13 protein-coding genes are annotated in these 15,131 nt (G+C 72.8%); 7 read left to right on the forward strand and 6 right to left on the reverse strand.

Annotated features, from left to right (window positions below; all coding sequences use genetic code 11):
• Window positions 1–35 precede the first annotated feature (35 nt).
• Entirely contained in the window at window positions 36–839 is an 804-nt protein-coding gene (locus ABZ914_RS16105) for a maleylpyruvate isomerase family mycothiol-dependent enzyme (protein WP_500193668.1), read from the forward strand.
• 87 nt (window positions 840–926) lie between these two features.
• Here the strand turns inward: ABZ914_RS16105 and ABZ914_RS16110 are convergent, their stop codons facing one another.
• Window positions 927–2,135: a PAS domain-containing sensor histidine kinase gene (locus tag ABZ914_RS16110; RefSeq protein ID WP_500193669.1), complete on the reverse strand. Its 1,209-nt coding sequence runs from the start codon at window positions 2,133–2,135 to the stop codon at window positions 927–929.
• Window positions 2,136–2,691: 556 nt separating this feature from the next.
• Window positions 2,692–4,068: a prolyl oligopeptidase family serine peptidase gene (locus tag ABZ914_RS16115; protein WP_500193670.1), complete on the reverse strand. Its 1,377-nt coding sequence runs from the start codon at window positions 4,066–4,068 to the stop codon at window positions 2,692–2,694.
• 74 nt (window positions 4,069–4,142) lie between these two features.
• Here ABZ914_RS16115 and ABZ914_RS16120 point away from each other — a divergent pair, with 74 nt between their 5' ends.
• From ABZ914_RS16120 to ABZ914_RS16130, 3 genes are all read left to right on the forward strand, one after another.
• Entirely contained in the window at window positions 4,143–5,117 is a 975-nt protein-coding gene (locus ABZ914_RS16120) for an ArsR/SmtB family transcription factor (protein ID WP_500193671.1), read from the forward strand.
• Window positions 5,118–5,350: 233 nt separating this feature from the next.
• The gene (locus ABZ914_RS16125) at window positions 5,351–5,848 is read left to right on the forward strand and encodes a SigE family RNA polymerase sigma factor (protein WP_190861175.1); all 498 of its coding nucleotides are present in this window, start codon (window positions 5,351–5,353) and stop codon (window positions 5,846–5,848) included.
• Window positions 5,845–6,843: a CU044_5270 family protein gene (locus ABZ914_RS16130; RefSeq protein WP_500193672.1), complete on the forward strand. Its 999-nt coding sequence runs from the start codon at window positions 5,845–5,847 to the stop codon at window positions 6,841–6,843. The genes ABZ914_RS16125 and ABZ914_RS16130 overlap by 4 nt, the downstream gene beginning before the upstream one ends.
• A gap of 84 nt (window positions 6,844–6,927) precedes the next feature.
• Here ABZ914_RS16130 and ABZ914_RS16135 read toward each other — a convergent pair whose 3' ends face one another.
• The 3 genes from ABZ914_RS16135 to ABZ914_RS16145 all read right to left on the reverse strand — a co-directional run bounded on the left by ABZ914_RS16135 (window position 6,928) and on the right by ABZ914_RS16145 (window position 10,055).
• Window positions 6,928–8,079 carry a TolB-like translocation protein gene (locus ABZ914_RS16135; protein WP_500193673.1) on the reverse strand — a complete coding sequence of 384 codons (1,152 nt, stop codon included), beginning with the start codon at window positions 8,077–8,079 and terminating at the stop codon, window positions 6,928–6,930.
• Entirely contained in the window at window positions 8,076–8,609 is a 534-nt protein-coding gene (locus ABZ914_RS16140; protein WP_500193674.1) for a SigE family RNA polymerase sigma factor, read from the reverse strand. Before ABZ914_RS16140 ends, ABZ914_RS16135 begins: the two co-directional genes overlap by 4 nt.
• A gap of 63 nt (window positions 8,610–8,672) precedes the next feature.
• On the reverse strand, window positions 8,673–10,055 hold the full coding sequence (locus tag ABZ914_RS16145) for a glycosyltransferase family 39 protein (RefSeq protein ID WP_500193675.1): 1,383 nt from the start codon (window positions 10,053–10,055) through the stop codon (window positions 8,673–8,675).
• 262 nt (window positions 10,056–10,317) lie between these two features.
• On the opposite strand from ABZ914_RS16145, the gene ABZ914_RS16150 reads away from it, so the two are divergent.
• A complete protein-coding gene (locus ABZ914_RS16150; RefSeq protein WP_500193676.1) occupies window positions 10,318–11,247 on the forward strand; it encodes a LysR family transcriptional regulator in 930 nt (309 codons plus the stop codon).
• Between the two features lie 43 nt (window positions 11,248–11,290).
• On the opposite strand, the gene ABZ914_RS16155 is transcribed toward ABZ914_RS16150, so the two are convergent.
• Window positions 11,291–12,550, reverse strand: a complete 1,260-nt coding sequence (locus ABZ914_RS16155; protein WP_500193677.1) for an ROK family transcriptional regulator — start codon at window positions 12,548–12,550, stop codon at window positions 11,291–11,293.
• A 197-nt stretch (window positions 12,551–12,747) separates the two neighbouring features.
• On the opposite strand from ABZ914_RS16155, the gene ABZ914_RS16160 reads away from it, so the two are divergent.
• The gene (locus tag ABZ914_RS16160) at window positions 12,748–13,818 is read left to right on the forward strand and encodes a Gfo/Idh/MocA family protein (protein WP_500193678.1); all 1,071 of its coding nucleotides are present in this window, start codon (window positions 12,748–12,750) and stop codon (window positions 13,816–13,818) included.
• Between the two features lie 14 nt (window positions 13,819–13,832).
• A complete protein-coding gene (locus tag ABZ914_RS16165) occupies window positions 13,833–15,026 on the forward strand; it encodes an ABC transporter substrate-binding protein (protein ID WP_500193679.1) in 1,194 nt (397 codons plus the stop codon).
• The last annotated feature ends 105 nt before the right edge of the window (window positions 15,027–15,131 follow it).

The following is a 15,131-nucleotide window of genomic DNA, read 5'->3' on the forward strand; positions in this document are numbered from 1 at the left end:
GGACGTGCCGGTCTCCTATCGATGAGGGCTTTCCCATGACCGAGCTGAACGCCGACCTCGCCCGAGGCGCGATCGTCGAGCACACCCGACGCCTGGCCGCATCGGCCGTCGCGGCCGGACCCTCCGCCGTCGTGCCGACGACTCCGGAGTGGACCGTCGCCGAACTCGTCGAGCACGTGGGGCAGACCCAGAACTGGGTCGCGGAGATCGTTGAGCGGCGCATCACCGAACCCGCCCAGCTGCCCACCGAGCTGGCCGAGTCCCCCGCCGGCCCCGGCCGGTGGCAGGCGTGGCTGACCGAGTCCGCGCAGCGGGTCGCGGACGCGTGCTCCGACGAGGCGCTGGTGGCGCCGGTGTTCAACGCCTCCGGGGACCAGCGGTCCGGCGGACGGTTCTGGATGTCCAGCATGCTCAACGAGGCGGTCGTCCACGGCTTCGACGCGGCCGCCGCGGCGGACCGGGCGACCGAGGTCGCCCCCGACATCGCAGCCGCGCTCATCGGGAACCACTTCACGATGCTCACCTCGCCCACGTGGGCGATGCAGCGGCCGAAGTCGGCCCACGCCCTCCGGGGCACCGGGCAGACCCTGCAGTGGCTGGCCACCGACACCGCCGATGGCGCGGACGCCTGGTTCGTCGAAAGGCGGCCCGACGGGGCCGGGTGGCGGGCTGGATCCGGGGAGGCCGATGTGACGGTGAGCGGCCCGGCGCAATCACTGCTGCTGACCTTGACCCGGCGCCTCCCCCTCGCCGACGGCCCAGCCCACAAGCTCAGCGTTGACGGCAACGCCGACCTCGCCCAGCACTGGCTCGACAACACCGCCCACGCCAGCAACTGACCGGCACCCGCGACCACTGCCATGACGAAGAGCAGGTCCGGCAGGGGCACCGACCTGGCCGGTGTTCGGCCAGTAGTCGCCAAGTGATCACGGTGATGTGCAGGGCAGGCGGAGGAGCATGCGGGTCCCGTGGGGGTGGTCGGCGACGTGCAGGTCACCGTGGTGGGCGCGGGCGATATGGCGGGCGATGGGCAGGCCGAGGCCGGTGCCGTCGGGGTCGCTGCGCCGGGCGTCGGCGCGGCGGTAGAAGCGCTGGAACACCGCTTCCCGCTCCTCCGCCGGTATGCCGGGGCCGTCGTCGATGATCTCGACCACGGCCTCCCCCTCCCGCGCGCCGACCTTGACCTCGATCACGCTGGTGGCGTGCCGGTCGGCGTTGCCCAGCAGGTTGGCCAGCACCCGGGCGAGGCGGACCGGCGAGCCCTCGACCATGACGCCTGGGGCGATGTCGACGACGGTGCGGCAGCCCGGGTCGGCGCGTTCGACCTCGGCGGCCACCAGTGCCGACAGGTCGACCGGTTCGGTCACAAAGGGCGCGCCGCCCTCCAGACGCGCCAGTTCCAGCAGGTCGCCGACGATGTCGCCGAGGCGTTCGGCGTCGTGCAGAGCCGCGTGCAGGACCTTGCGCGAGTCGGCTTGGGGGTCGGTCAGCGCTTCCTGCAGCCTGGTCTGCAGGCCCGTCAGTGGACGCCGCAGGTCGTGGGAGGTATCGGCCACCGCCTGCCGCTGATGGCTCAGCGCCGCACGGGCGGCGTCGGTGGCCTGCCGCTCGCGGACCCGCGCCCGGCGCAGCCGCCGGTTGGTCTCCTGTAGTTCCTGCGCGCGCAGGAACAACTGGGCCTCGGCGGCCTCGACCTGGTCGGCCGCGGACCGGCCGCCGACCGCGCCCGCCGACCGCAGCTGCTGAATGTAGGAGGTGACCTCCTCCACCCGGTTGATCACGTGCTCGGCCCGGCCGTCCGGGCCGAGCAGCGGCGCGTTCACCGCGGTCCAGTACCGCTCCTCGAACGTTCCGGGCCGGTCGGGCACTTCGAGGTCGTAGCGGACCAGGGGCATCACGTCGACATCGCCTTCGGCCAGCGCGCGCTCCAGCGAGGCGCGCAGTTCCTGGACGCCGCTTCCAGACGGCCCGCCGGGGAACACCTCGTAGATCCGACGGCCCAAAAGCTGCCCCCGCTCGCGCTCCACAACGCGCTCATAAGCCCGGTTCACCGAGACGTACACCAGTTCCGACGACAGCACCGCGCACGCGACGGGCAACGCATCGAACGCGGCCGAATAATCAAGCCCGGTCACATGGACCGTCTACCCCGAGCACGCAAAAGCGGCTCCACGCGGCGCCCCGCCCGCGCCAAAGAAGACCCGGCCTTCATCCAGGCCCCTGGTGGCCGCCCGGTGCCGCTAGACCACGCACCCGCAGGGCCGGAGCACCTGAAGGTCGTCGGCCGCCTGCGTCGCTTGGCTGACGCGTTCGCCGCACAGCGGGCAGGGCCGACCGGCAAGTCCGGAGACGGAGGGAACGGGCGAGTGCCCGGCCTCGGTGATGGGCGAATCACGGTGTTCGGCTGTCAGGTCCACGGCGCGCCATCCTATGACCGCACCCTGGAGAACGCTGCGCCGACAGACCGAGCCATCTCTTCCTGACGTGAGCGCCCGACGGCGGGCACGCTCGCCGCGCTCATAGCGATGACCTGTCGACGCTGGACGAGCGCCGACACGCACACGGCCGGTGGGAAGACCACCCGCCACACCGCCGATGCCTCCCGGACCAGGACCTGCATGTGCGGGTCCGCGGCCGGGAGCAGGTCAGAGGCCATGGCTCGCCCCCGCGGATCATGGCCTCTGACTGTGGCTATGGGCGTAGGTACGGGCCTGGGTGGTGGCGGGTGAAGGACGGGCTCGTCGGGTGCAGGCCCGGTTCGGGGTCTGTGTCGAAGACGGTCTGGTAGTCGGGGCCGAGCTCGGTCGCGGCGCTGTTCAGTGCGGCCGGTCGGGTGGTCGGCCAGTGGCGGGTGTTCATTCGGGTCAGGAGGGTCCGGAGGGTCGTGATCTCTTCGGAGGCGGTGAAGGCGCAGTGGTAGCCGCGGTCGACATACAGCTGCTTCAGGTTGGCCGGGTCGCCCGCGCGGCTGACCTGGGCGGCGTACCAGCTCTGGTTCTCCGGGGGGACGTTGCCGTCGCCGGTCGTGTGCAGGGTCACCACTGGCCAGGGGGTGCGGCCGGTGGGGGTGCCGTAGCGGTCGAGATAGCGGACGGCCGTGGGATCGGCCTCGACTCGGGGGGCCGCGTTGAGGCGGGCGAGGTCCTGGCGGAGGCTCAGGCCGGCTTCGCGGTAGGCGCGTTTCACCAGCTGCTTCTGGGTGGAGCGGGCCAGGAGCGTCCGGTAGTCCACACCCGTGTTCCAGGACGGGTTGCCGCCGGCGCGCTGCTCGATGTCCGTGCGGTTGAGGCCCCAGAAGGCGCCTCGGTCGTAGGCGGCGTAGTAGGTCTGCTGTTCCACCTGGCCGGCGACCGTGCCGGGTGCCGGTGCGCGCGAGGCGTAGCGGGCGGGGATGTCGGCGAGGGCGGCGGCGAGGGCGAGGCGAGCGCGCCCGCGAGGGTCGTCGAGGGCGGCTCCCAGTGCGCGGCGCGCGTTGGTCGTGTTCGTCTGCGGGTCCTTGATACGGACCAGGTCGAGCGCCGGCGCGAGCAGTGTCTTGATCGCGAAGTTCGCGTCGAGGGCGCTGTTGAAGTGGCCGGTCGTGCCGCCGAGGACGCCGCAGACGGAGGCGACGCCGGCGAAGCGGCGCGGGTTGCGTTCCGCCAGCAGGACGGCGGTGAGGCCGCCGGCGGACGCGCCCGCCGAGATGGTGCGCCGGGGCTCGCCGATGTTCGCGGTGAACCAGTCGAGCAGGTCCATCTGGTCCTTCAGGCCCGACTCGACCACGCCCCAGCCGCGCGGAACGCGGAACTGCGAGCCCGCCAGCGCGTATCCGTGGTCGAGCAGCCACTGCTTCGTGGCCGGGTGGTCGGTCAGTGCGATGTCCGACGGCGCGGCGGACTCCAGGCTGTAGGCGCCGTGGCTCCACAGGAGAAGCGTCCCGTTCCAGTGGGCGGGGATCTCGACGCGGTAGGGAACTCCGTCGATGTCGCCCTCACGGACATCGGCGCGGGCGGGCAGCGCGACCGCGGTGAGGGCGGCGAACACCATCAGCGGAACGGTGCGGCACAACAGGCGGAGGCGGTTCATGCCCGCACCTTCCAGGAGGCTCCGGCCCGGGTGCAATGATTTTGGAAATAGCCTAAATGTTGTAAATTCCGGCCATGCTGCGGCTCTGGCTCGACTACGAGGACCTCACCCGGATCCGCATCACCCCGGGCCTCTCGCCGATCGCCCAGACCGTTTTCGGCGCCCAGGCCCTGCGCGGCGCCGGGCCGGAACCGGTTCCCGGGCCGTGGCGGGCGCGGACGCGGACGCGGCTCACCGGCCCGTCGCGTCTGCTGCTCGACCTGGTCCCGCCCGGACGCCTGCTCCCCGATTTCCTGACGCCGTACACGCATGTGCCGGGGTTCGAATCGGAGCTCGACGCCGTCGCCTCCACGCCCGTGCGGCGCATCCGCGCGGAATTGGAGCGGACGTACGGTCCGCGGCCGCCGGTTTCGTGGCTGTCCCGCTTGGCCGCCGGAGACCCGGAGGCGATGCGGGCGCTCATCTGCGGGCTCCGTGACTTCCACCGGGTCGCGCTGGCCGACCTGTGGTCCGGTATGGGCGCCCACCTTTCCGCCGAGGCCGGCGGTCATGCCCGGACGATGGCCGACCGCGGTATCGGCGGCCTGCTGGGGAGCCTGCACGCCGGCATCCGCTGGGCGCCGCCGGTTCTGGAGATCGACACGCTGCGCGACGGCGACGTGCGACTGCAGGGGCGGGGCGTCCAGTTCGTTCTCTCGCCGTTCGTCACCGAGCCGCGCGTCCTGATCTCCGGTGACGATCCGGCGGCCGTGGTGGTGCCCGCGTCGCGGCCGTTCGGCGCGGCGGGCGGGCGCGACGCCCTGCCGCAGGTGTTCGGCCGGACGCGGGCGGCCGTGATCCAGGTGGTCGGCGCGCAGCGGGAGCTCACGACGGGGGCGCTGGCGGCCCGGCTCCGGATCAGCGCGGCGTCCGCGTCCCAGCATGCCACCGCCCTTCGCGGCGCCGGTCTCATCACCAGCGAGCGCCGGGGCAAGACGGTGCACCACGCGCTGACGCCGCTCGGCGAGCGCTTTCTGCGCGGTTCGGACCCGGGGGAAAGCCAGGGATGACGGCGGAACGCCGTCCCCTGGCATGAGGACGGCGGACGATGCCGACCTCGATCAGAGAAGCGAACCCTCCTCGACGACCGCGCCCCACGGTCCGGATCGAATTCGCCGGCTGAGCTCGCGAAACGAAGGGGCGGGCCCGCCGGCGGCGAATCCCTCCCATCTCGTTTGTGACAAGGCGATCGGCTCGCGGCGTCTGTAGGGACGGAACCGATGGACGACGCTGGGAAGGCCCGATGGCCGAAGATCCGCATGGATTTCATGAATTCGCCGCCGCGCGCGGCGCCTCGTTGTTCCGCACCGCCTGCCTGATGTGCGGGGACCGGCACCTCGCCGAGGACCTGGTGCAGACGACGCTGGGGAAGCTCTACGCGTCGTGGCGGCGCGTGCAGCGCGCCGACAACCCGGCCGCCTACGCGCGGACCGTGCTCATGCGCACCTACATGTCGCACGTGCGCAAGCACAGCAACCAGGAGACGCCGTCGCGGCGACTGCCCGAGACGGCCTCCGCCGACGCCGACCAGGCGCTCCGCGTGACACTGCTGAACGGCCTCGCGCAGCTTCCCCCGCAGGACCGCGCCGTGCTGGTCCTGCGCTACTGGGAGGACATGAGCGTGGAGGACGTGGCGTCCGCGCTGCGGCTGAGCGGCGGGGCGGTGCGCAACCGGAGCATGCGGGCGCTGGGCAGGCTCCGCGAGGCGCTGGGCGAGGAGTTCGAGGAGCTCATCCGATGACGCGGGAAGGGGACGCCGAGATGCAGGGGGAAGCGGGAATGCACGCGGTGGAGGACCGGCTGGCCGAGGCGATGCGCCGCACCGCCGAAGGACTGGAGCCGCCGCTGGACGGGCTCATCACCGGGGGCATCGCGAGGGGGCGGCGGCGACGGTTCCGCAACCGTGCGGGCATCGCCGCCTCGGCGGTGACGGTCGCGGCCGTCACCGCGGGCGCGGTGGCCGTGGTCGGCGGCGGTGGTGACGGGACGGCCCCGCCGCGGCAGCCCGCCGTCCAGCTGGTGAGCGCGACGCAGGTGCTGGGCAAGGCCGCGCAGACGGCCGAGGCGCGCCCGCCCGTCAGGCCCCGCCCCGGCCAGTGGTGGTACACCAGGGCGGTCGAGATGGGGCCCACCGCCGAGCACGGCCCCAAGCCGCACTACTCGGAGGACTGGATCAAGCTCGACGGCTCCCAGGACGCGAGCCTGCTGAACGGCAAGCTGGTGATCTACCGCCACACGGGCGCGGGAGCCAGGAGCTCCAAGGCGGAGAACGATCGTCTGATGTCGCTGCCCGGCGACCCCCGAAAGCTGCGCGCCCTGGTCTACAAGGAGGTGGACGCCACACCCGCCCGTGAGCGGATGATCAAGGACCGGGACGGGCAGGCCTTCCGCGTCGCCGCCCAGATGCTGTGGGACGCGCCGGTCACCATGCCGCCCGCGACGCAGGCCGCGCTCTACCGGGTGCTGGCCGCGATCCCCGGCGTCCAGGTCGACCGGAACGTCAAGGACGGCGCCGGACGGTCCGCCATCGCGCTGTCCCACGGGTCCGGCGAGCAGTTCCTGCTGGACCCGGCGACCTACCAGATGGTGGCGCAGCGGACGGTCAACACCGGCCGCAACGCCCCGATCTCCGCGACGAAGGGCAAGGACCCCCGCTACAACGTCCCGGCGGGGACCGTCATGTACTCCCTCACCCGCGTGGTCACCAAGCTCGTCGACCGGGCCGGGCAGCGGTAGGACGAAGGGGCCGCCTCGCCCGGTCCGGCGAGGCGGCTCCTTCGGCGGCTGCGCGGCCCGGTGCGGGTGTCTTGCATGCGGGACTCACCAAGCGATCAGGCCCAGGTCGGTGCGGTGCATGTCGGGGAGGCGGCGGAAGCCGCCGTCGTCCATGCGGAAGACGGCCCGGTCGTGGCGCGAGCTGACGAGAAGGTGCCTGCCGGTCGCGTCGAGCGCGGTCCGGAAATCCACCGGTGCCGCAGGTGCGATCTGCCGGGCCGTCATGCGGGCGAGTTCGCGGACCGGCGCCCTGCCGGCCCCGCCCCTGCCGGCCCCGCCCCTGCTGGACACGGTCAGCTCCACGATCGCCACGGACCTGAACGTCCCGTCGTCGCCGGTGTCCTCCTCGATGGCCGTGACGGTGCGGCCGTCCGGGGAGGGCCGGAAGGAGGACAGGTCGACGGTGCTCCTCAGAGCGGCTGGGGCGTGGACGAGGCTGGTGCCGGTCGCGCGGGTGTCGAGCTCGCGAAGAACGATCCCGGCCTCCCCCCTCCCGGTGATCTCCGGATCGTCGGCGGCGAAGAAGAGGGTGCGGCCGTCCGCCGCCCATACCGGGGCTTGCACGTACCCCGGCGCGTCGTCGCTCGGCGGCGGCAGACGCCATCCCCGGACGGCACCGGACGGGGACTCGACGACCGCCAGGTCGTCGCCGCCGCACCCGGGGACGTTGTTGAAGGTGAGCGCGAGGCGGGCACCGTCCCCGGTGGCGGCCATCTCGTCCACCTGGGTGGCGAACCCACCGGGAAGGGTCGTCCTGCTCGCCACGGTCCCGTCGCCGCGCAGGGTCACCTTGTCGATGCGGGTGCGGCAGGGGCCGGTCTCGTCGGCGAGGAAGGCGGTGCGCCGGTCGGCCGAGACCGCGAGCGCGGCGTAGTGCCCCGAGCGCGGCTTGATGTCGGCGATCATGCGTCCGGTCCAGGAGTCGAAGACCCCGGCGCCGCCCTTGCGGTGGGTCGCCAGGAAGTACGGGGGGCCTTCGTGCGCGCCGAGCGCGTCCGGGCCGCGCAGGGCCCCGCGCAGGGCGACGGTCACGGCCACGACCGCGATCACGGTGAGGACGGCGGCGACGGGCACGGTCCACCGACCCGCCGGCCGGCGGCCGCGGGCGGCGGGCAGGGTCAACGGCGGCAGCGACTCGCGCGTCACCTCGCGCGTCTCGGCGGCGGCCGCGTCCTTCAGCAGCCGTTCGATGTTCACGGGGTCTCTCCCAGCATGCGCTCAAGGGCGGTGCGCCCGCGGGACGTGTTGGACCGGACGGTGCCCTGGCTCACCCGCATGATCTGCGCGGTCTCCTCCTCGGACAGGTCGAGGACGAACCGGAGCACCAGCGTCTCCCGCTGCCGGTGCGGCAGGCGGCGCAGCGCGTCGAGGATCTCCTTGCCCTGCTCCATGTCCAGGACCCGGCTCTCCGCCGACGCGACGGGCGGGTCCTGGGCGCCGGGAAGGCGGCGGCCCCGGCGGCGCAGCACGGACCGGCAGTTGTTGAGAACCGACGACCTCAGGTAGGTCAGGGCCTTGCCGGGGTCCTTCAGCCGGCCCCACCGCCGGTACAGGCCGTGGAAGGAGTCCTGGACGACGTCCTCGGCCGTCGCCCGGTCGCCGACCATCACCAGGGCCAGCCTGACGAGGCCCAGGGCGTGCGCTTCGTACAACCGCGTCACCGCTCTCTCGGGAGAGTGCTCCACCAGATCCGGGGGGCCTTCCTGACGGAAGTTGAGGAGGCTCACGGGGAAGAGACGCCTCCGGGCCGCCGATGTTGCACGGGTGGCCGATCTTTTTCGGCGGGCCGTCTACCGCTGGAACAGCGACAGCGTGACGCCGCGGACACGCCAGACACCGGCCTGCCGGAAGTCCCGCTGCAGGGCGTCGACCTTCGCGCGGTCCTGCGGGACCAGGGACGGCGCGCGCCAGGGTCCCTCCAGCAGCCAGACCCGGGTCGTCGAGGCACGGGCGACCCGGCGGCCGATCTCGGCCGGGTCGAACTCGGTGCCGCCGAAATTGCCCGCCTCGGCGGGGGTCCGCCGCAGCGCGATGTCGCGCAGCCCGTGGAACGCCTCCGGGTACGCCTCGGCGATCGAACGCCGGTCCGCCGTGAGGAAGAGGATCGCATCACCCGGCCGGGCCTCCCGCTTGACGATCGCCGCGGCCCCGCGGAGGTTATCCCACCAGTTCTCCGGGCGGCGCTGCGCGACGTGCAGCGGTTCCACGATGACGGCCATCGCGACGAGCGGCGCGATCCACGTCCGGTAGGGCAGGCGGGCGAGTCCAGCGGCGGCCGGCAGCGTCATGGCGGGCAGGCTGCCGATCACGTAGCGGCCCGTGTAGAAGGGATGGAACTGGGAGACCAGGAGCAGCACCGTCGCGGGCAGCAGCAGCCACGGCAGAGCCAGGGCCTGCAGGCCGATCGGGCCGCGGCGCCGCGCCGTGATCAGGCCCACCGCCATCGCAGCGCCGAGCAGGTACGCCGCCTTCGGGGGGCCGGTGAACGCCTCGGCGAGGAAGAGCGCGTCGCGCCATCCCGGGCGCGTCAGCCAGTCCAGGGCGTTGCGCTGGGTCACGGCCAGCGCGATCAGCGGGCTCACCGCGACGACCGCTCCCGCCGCGGCGGCGGACCACCGGCGCAGCATCGCCCCGGTGCGGCGCGTCAGTAGGAGGGTCGCCAGGTGGGCGGGAAGGATCAGCAGTGCGAACAAGTGGACCAGCCCCAGCAGAGCGACGCCCGCGCCATAGGCGGCGTACCGGCGCCGCGAGCCCCGTTCCGCCAAGTCCACGAACAGCACGGTCAGCCACACGGTGAGCGCCGCGACCAGGGAGTAGGACCGGGCCTCGTGCGCGTAGCGGCTGGCGAACGGAGCCGCGGTGTAGAGCAGGCCCGCGACCAGCCCGGCGGGCCCGGACATGATCCTGCGACCGAGGACGGTGATGCCCGCCGCCGTGGCCGCGAACGCCGCGATCGACGGGAGCCGCAACGCGAACTCGCCGGCCCCGAAGATCTGCACGACGCAGTGCATGAACAGGTAGTAGGCGGCGTGGACGGCGTCGATGTGCCAGGCGCACCACAGGATGTCGGGGACCGAGCGGCGGGCGATCTCGGACGTGATCGCCTCGTCACGCCACAGCGGCAGCCGTCCGGCTCCCCAGACGCCCATCGCCAGCGCCAGCAGGGCCGGCACCGAGGGAAGGAGCCAGGCACTCCCCCGCTCTCGCCCCGCCTCCCCGCGCCGACCTGCGTCTTCGGTGGGCGGGCCGGGGCGCGCGGCCGTGGCCGGGCGTGCAGCGGGCAGAAGATCCGGTTTTGAATTCACGCCAAGAGACGCGGAAAGCCTCCCGCTGTTGCATCCCTCCGGCGAGATCTCCGGATGCGACCTCGGAGCCGGAGTCATCGGCTTGGACGATCTCTCCTTGGCCTCCATTACGGATGCCTATAGTTGGCGCATGTCCGTCGATCGCCTGCTGGTCAATCTCGACCTGAATCTGCTGGTCACGCTGGACGTGCTGCTGCGCGAGCGCAACGTCACGCGGGCCGCGGAGCAGCTCGGCTGCAGCCAGCCGACGGTCAGTGCCGCGCTGGCGCGGCTGCGCCGGCACTTCGGCGACGAGCTGCTGCATCGGACGGGCGGCCGCTACGAGCTGACGCCGCTGGCCGTGCAGGTGGCGGCGCGGACGCCGCCGGCGGTGGACGGCATACGCCGCGTCTTCGACGTCCGGGCCGAGTTCGACCCGGCGACGGTCGAGCGGGAGTTCACGATCATCACGTCGGACTACGCGGTGGCGGTGCTCGGCCCGGTCGTCGCGCGGCTGGTGGCCGAGCGGGCGCCGGGAGTGCGGCTGCGGATGCAGCAGACCGGCCCGCACGTGGTCGACCACGCGGCGGAAACCCTGCGCACCGTCGACGGCGTCGTCCTGCCCCACGGATTCCTGGCCGACATGCCGTACACGGACCTCTACGAGGATCGCTGGGTCTGCGTCGTGGCACGGGACAACCCGGCGGTCGGGGCTCGGCTCAGCCTGGCGCAGCTGAAGGAGATGCCGTGGGTCATGCTGTACCACCGGCCTACGGCCTTCGCTCCCGCCGCACAGCAGCTGCGCATGATCGGCGTCGAGCCGCGGGTCGAGATCGTCGTGGACGGCTTCCTGCAGATGCCGTTCCTCATCGCCGGCAGCGATCGGATCGCCCTCCTGCAGGAGCAGCTGGCCCGCAGGATCGCGGACGCCAGCGGAGTGCGCGTCCTCGACTGCCCCTTCGAGGCGGTGCCGCTCGCCGAGGCGTTCTGGTGGCATCCGATGTACCGCAGCGACGTCGCGCACGCGTGGCTGCGCGAGCTGCTGGTGGAAGCCGCCGCCGAGTTGAAGGCCCCCCGCTGAGGTCGCCCGCCGAGGTCTCGCGCCGAGCGGTGACCGCCGCGGGTCATCGGGGAGCGGGCGTTTCCCCGCCGGCGCCGGACATCCGCGGCGAGCCCGCCGTCAGCCAGGTCTCCAGGCTCGCGGCGGAGAACACCTCGTCAAGGGCGAGATGCACGGCTCCGGTCACGCCGGAGAGCTCCTCGGGCAGGGCCGCCACGTCGATCCGCAGGTTCTGGGTCGCCAGCGGAAGCGCCCGGCGGCGGATGGATTCGCGGATGGTGTCGAGGACGTGTTCCTTGGCCCGGACGATGCCGCCGCCGAGCACCAGGTGCGCCGGGTTGTAGAAGCTGACCAGGGTGGCCAGCGTGCCGCCGAGCAGGGCCGACGTGCGCTGCAGCAGCGCCCGGGCGGCGTGGTCCCCCTGGGCCGCCGCCTGCGTGACGTCGATCGGGCGCACCTCCTGGGACGTGGCGAGGACGGCGGCCAAGGCGGGGCTCTGCCTGGTCTCGGCGAGCATCCGGCCTTCCCGTGCGAGCGCGGTACCGCCGGCCACCGCCTCCAGGCAGCCGATGTTCCCGCAGCGGCAGACGGTGTTGCCTCCCTCGGGGATCGCGACATGGCCGATGTCGCCGGCCGAGCCGTTGGCCCCGCGGTAGAGCCGGCCGTCCATGACGATGGCGGCGCCGATGCCGATGCCCGCGCGGACGTAGAGCATGTGCTCGGTCTCCGGTGCACGGGGTTCGGAGCGCAGCTCTCCCAGCGCCATCACGTTGACGTCGTTGTCGACCCATACCGGGGCCCCGTAGCGGGCGGTGAAGCGGTCGCGGATCGGATAGCGGTCCCAGCCCGGCATGATGGGCGGCACCACCGGAAGACCGCTGCGGAACTCCACCGGTCCGGGCACGCCGACGCCGATCGCCCAGATCGGCGTCGCGCCCGTCCCGATCAGCTCGTCGGCCAGCTTCTCGGCCAGCGAGAGCACCGGCTCCGGCCCGTCGGCGACGTCGATCGCCTGCTGGCGGGTGGCGAGCAGGGTGCCGCCGAGGTCGGCGAGCCCGACGACCAGCTCGGTGGCGGCGATGTCGACGCCGAGGATCCGGCCGCGGTCCCCCCGCAGCCGCAGTTGCCGGGGCGCGCGTCCGCCCGAGGACGGGCCGAGTCCCGCGCCCTCGATGATGCCCGCGGCCTCCAGCTCGGCGACGCGCTGAGCGACCACGCTGCGGCCGAGGCCGACGCGTTCGACGAGCATCGGCTGGGTCATGTGGGGACCGCCGCGCACGGCGTCGAGGACGGCGGCGAGTCCGGTGATGCGATCGCTTGGCACATCAGCAGACTAACAACATCATCCGACCGTCAGCAAAAGTCGCTCTTGCTGAAGCCGACATGACCGGGTCCGCTTCGGGGATCATCAGCGGTTTCGATACCTCCCATCACGCATTTTGCTGGTAACACCGTTGACTTCTTCCGTTAACAGGAAGAAGTATCGGCGCAACGAGTTGTCCAGGTCACACGGGAGGTCGCGTGGGCGACGTGGTCCGGGCGGGCGTCATCGGCGCCGGCTTCATGGGAGCGGTGCACGCGAGGGCGATCCGGCGCGGCGGCGCGGTCCTCGCGCGGGTCGCGGGGTCGACGCCCGCGTCGTCCCGCACCGCCGCGGAACGGTTCGGCGCCGTCCACGCGGGCGACACCGCCGAGTCGCTGCTGGCCGCCGACGACGTCGACGTGGTCCACGTCTGCACGCCGAACGCGACGCACGGCGCCCTCGTCCGCGGCGCGCTCGCCGCCGGCAAGCACGTCGTCTGCGAGAAGCCGCTGGCCGTCAGCGCCGAGGAGGCCCGCGAGCTGGCCGCGCTCGCCGCGGACGCGGGAGTCACCGCGACGGTCCCGTTCGTCTACCGCTTCTACCCGACCGTGCGGCTGGCGCGAGAGCGCGTCGCCGCCGGCGCCACCGGGCCGCTGCGCCTGCTGCACGGCTCCTACCTCCAGGACTGGCTGGCCGGCGAGGACGACGACGACTGGCGGGTGGACCCCGCGTCCGGCGGTCCGTCGCGGGCGTTCGCCGACATCGGCGTGCACTGGTGCGACCTGGCCGAGTTCGTGACCGGGCACCGCATCGTCCGGCTCGCGGCCCGCACCACCGTGGCCGTCGCGGAACGCGGCGGCCGTCCGGTGCGCACCGAGGACGCCGCGGTCCTGCTGTTCGAGACCGACCGCGGCGCCCTGGGCAGCCTCACGGTCAGCCAGGTCAGCCCGGGACGCAAGAACCGGCTCCGGTTCTCCGCCGACGGCGCCGCGGAGAGCCTGGCGTTCGACCAGGAGGCACCCGAGACGCTGTGGGTCGGCTCCCGCGCGGTCAACCAGCGGATCCTCCGGGCCGCCGAGGCGACCACCCGCTACGACGCCCTGCCCGCCGGACACCCGCAGGGCTACCAGGACTGCTTCGACGCCTTCGTGGCCGACACCTATTCGGCCCTCTCGGGCCCCGCCCCGGACGGGCTGCCCACCTTCGCCGACGGGCTCCGCGCGGCCCGGATCACCGCAGCCGTCCTCCGGTCCGCCGAAGGCGGCGCCTGGGTCGACGTCAACGACTAGAGAAAGGTCCACCGATGGCTTCGAAACTCCGGCTCGGTGCCGCGCTGCTCGCGGGGAGCCTCCCCCTCGCCGCGTGCGACGGCGCCAAGGGATCCGGCGGCGACACGATCACCGTCGGCATGTTCGCCACCACCAGCGCCGCGACCTCGGCCGCCTTCGTCAACACCTGGTCGGTGGACGGCGTCCGGGCCGGCCTCAAGGCGATCAACGACGCGGGGGGCGTGCACGGCAAGAAGATCGAGCTCAAGGTCTGCGACAACGCCGGCGACCCCAACCGGGACGCCAGCTGCGCCCGCCGCGCCGTGCAGGAGCGGTGGGTCGCCGTGCTCGGCGGGTTCGACCCGTACGCGCCGAGCCAGACCCTGCCCGTCCTGGAGGCCGGCAGCATCCCGTACGTCGGCTACCTGCAGGGCACCCCGACCGAGTACCAGAGCAAGGTGTCCTTCCCGGTCGCCATCGGGACGGTCGGCGGGTACGTCGGGACGTTCAGCCAGATGGTGCACGACGGCTGCAAGAAGCCGGTGTTCATCGGCGCCAACGACGCCGGCAGCGACGTCACCTACGCGCAGGCGAAGGACGTCTTCGGCAGCGCGCCCGGGGTGACCTTCAACGGCGCGATCAAGTTCACCTCCGGCACCACCGACGTGACCCCGACCGTGGCGGACGCGCTGGCCCAGAGCCCGGACTGCCTCGCGTTCGGAGGCGGCGGCAACGACGCGGCGAAGATCTTCGCCGCCGTCCGCAAGGCCGGGAACAAGGCGACCCTGTACGCCTCGCCCGGCGTCCTGCAGCCGCAGGTCATCTCCGCGCTCGGCAAGACCGCCGACGGGATCAAGGGCGCCTCGGACACCCCGATGCCCAACAGCTCCGACCCGTCGGTGCGGAAGTTCCTCGCCGACCTCAAGGCCTACAGCGCCAAGGCGGTGCCGAACGAGTTCGCGCTGATCGGCTACTCGTCGACGCTGCTGCTCAAGCAGGGCCTGACCGGCCTCGACGACGTCACGGGCAAGGGCCTGGCGAAGCGGCTCGGCGGGATGAGCGGCGTGCAGATCATGAACTTCCCGCCGCTCGACTTCACCAGGACGCGTCCCAGCAAGCAGTACCCGCGGATGTTCAACAGCAGCGTCTGGTACGGCGTCGTCAAGGACGGCCAGTGGACCAGCAGCGGCTCCGAGACTCCGACCGACATCGGTCGGTACGTCAAGTGATCCGGCCGGGGGGGGGGCCCGGCCGGGCCCGGGCCCCAGAGTGTTGGCACCCCCGGCAAGAGTTTGGGGGGGTGTTGGTGGGGGGGGGGGGGGCGGGGGGCGTGG

Origin of the sequence: Spirillospora sp. NPDC046719, assembly GCF_040645715.1 — a bacterium.
In the GTDB taxonomy this organism is placed as follows: Bacteria; Actinomycetota; Actinomycetes; order Streptosporangiales; family Streptosporangiaceae; genus Spirillospora.

Excerpts from the sequence above, each read along its gene's own strand:
- ABZ914_RS16105 (WP_500193668.1), top strand. The coding sequence starts at position 36 with ATGACCGAGCTGAACGCCGACCTCGCCCGAGGCGCGATCGTCGAGCAC.
- ABZ914_RS16150 (WP_500193676.1), top strand. The coding sequence starts at position 10,318 with ATGTCCGTCGATCGCCTGCTGGTCAATCTCGACCTGAATCTGCTGGTC.
- ABZ914_RS16130 (WP_500193672.1), top strand. The coding sequence starts at position 5,845 with ATGACGCGGGAAGGGGACGCCGAGATGCAGGGGGAAGCGGGAATGCAC.
- ABZ914_RS16165 (WP_500193679.1), top strand. The coding sequence starts at position 13,833 with ATGGCTTCGAAACTCCGGCTCGGTGCCGCGCTGCTCGCGGGGAGCCTC.
- ABZ914_RS16115 (WP_500193670.1), bottom strand. The coding sequence starts at position 4,068 with ATGAACCGCCTCCGCCTGTTGTGCCGCACCGTTCCGCTGATGGTGTTC.
- ABZ914_RS16120 (WP_500193671.1), top strand. The coding sequence starts at position 4,143 with ATGCTGCGGCTCTGGCTCGACTACGAGGACCTCACCCGGATCCGCATC.
- ABZ914_RS16125 (WP_190861175.1), top strand. The coding sequence starts at position 5,351 with ATGGCCGAAGATCCGCATGGATTTCATGAATTCGCCGCCGCGCGCGGC.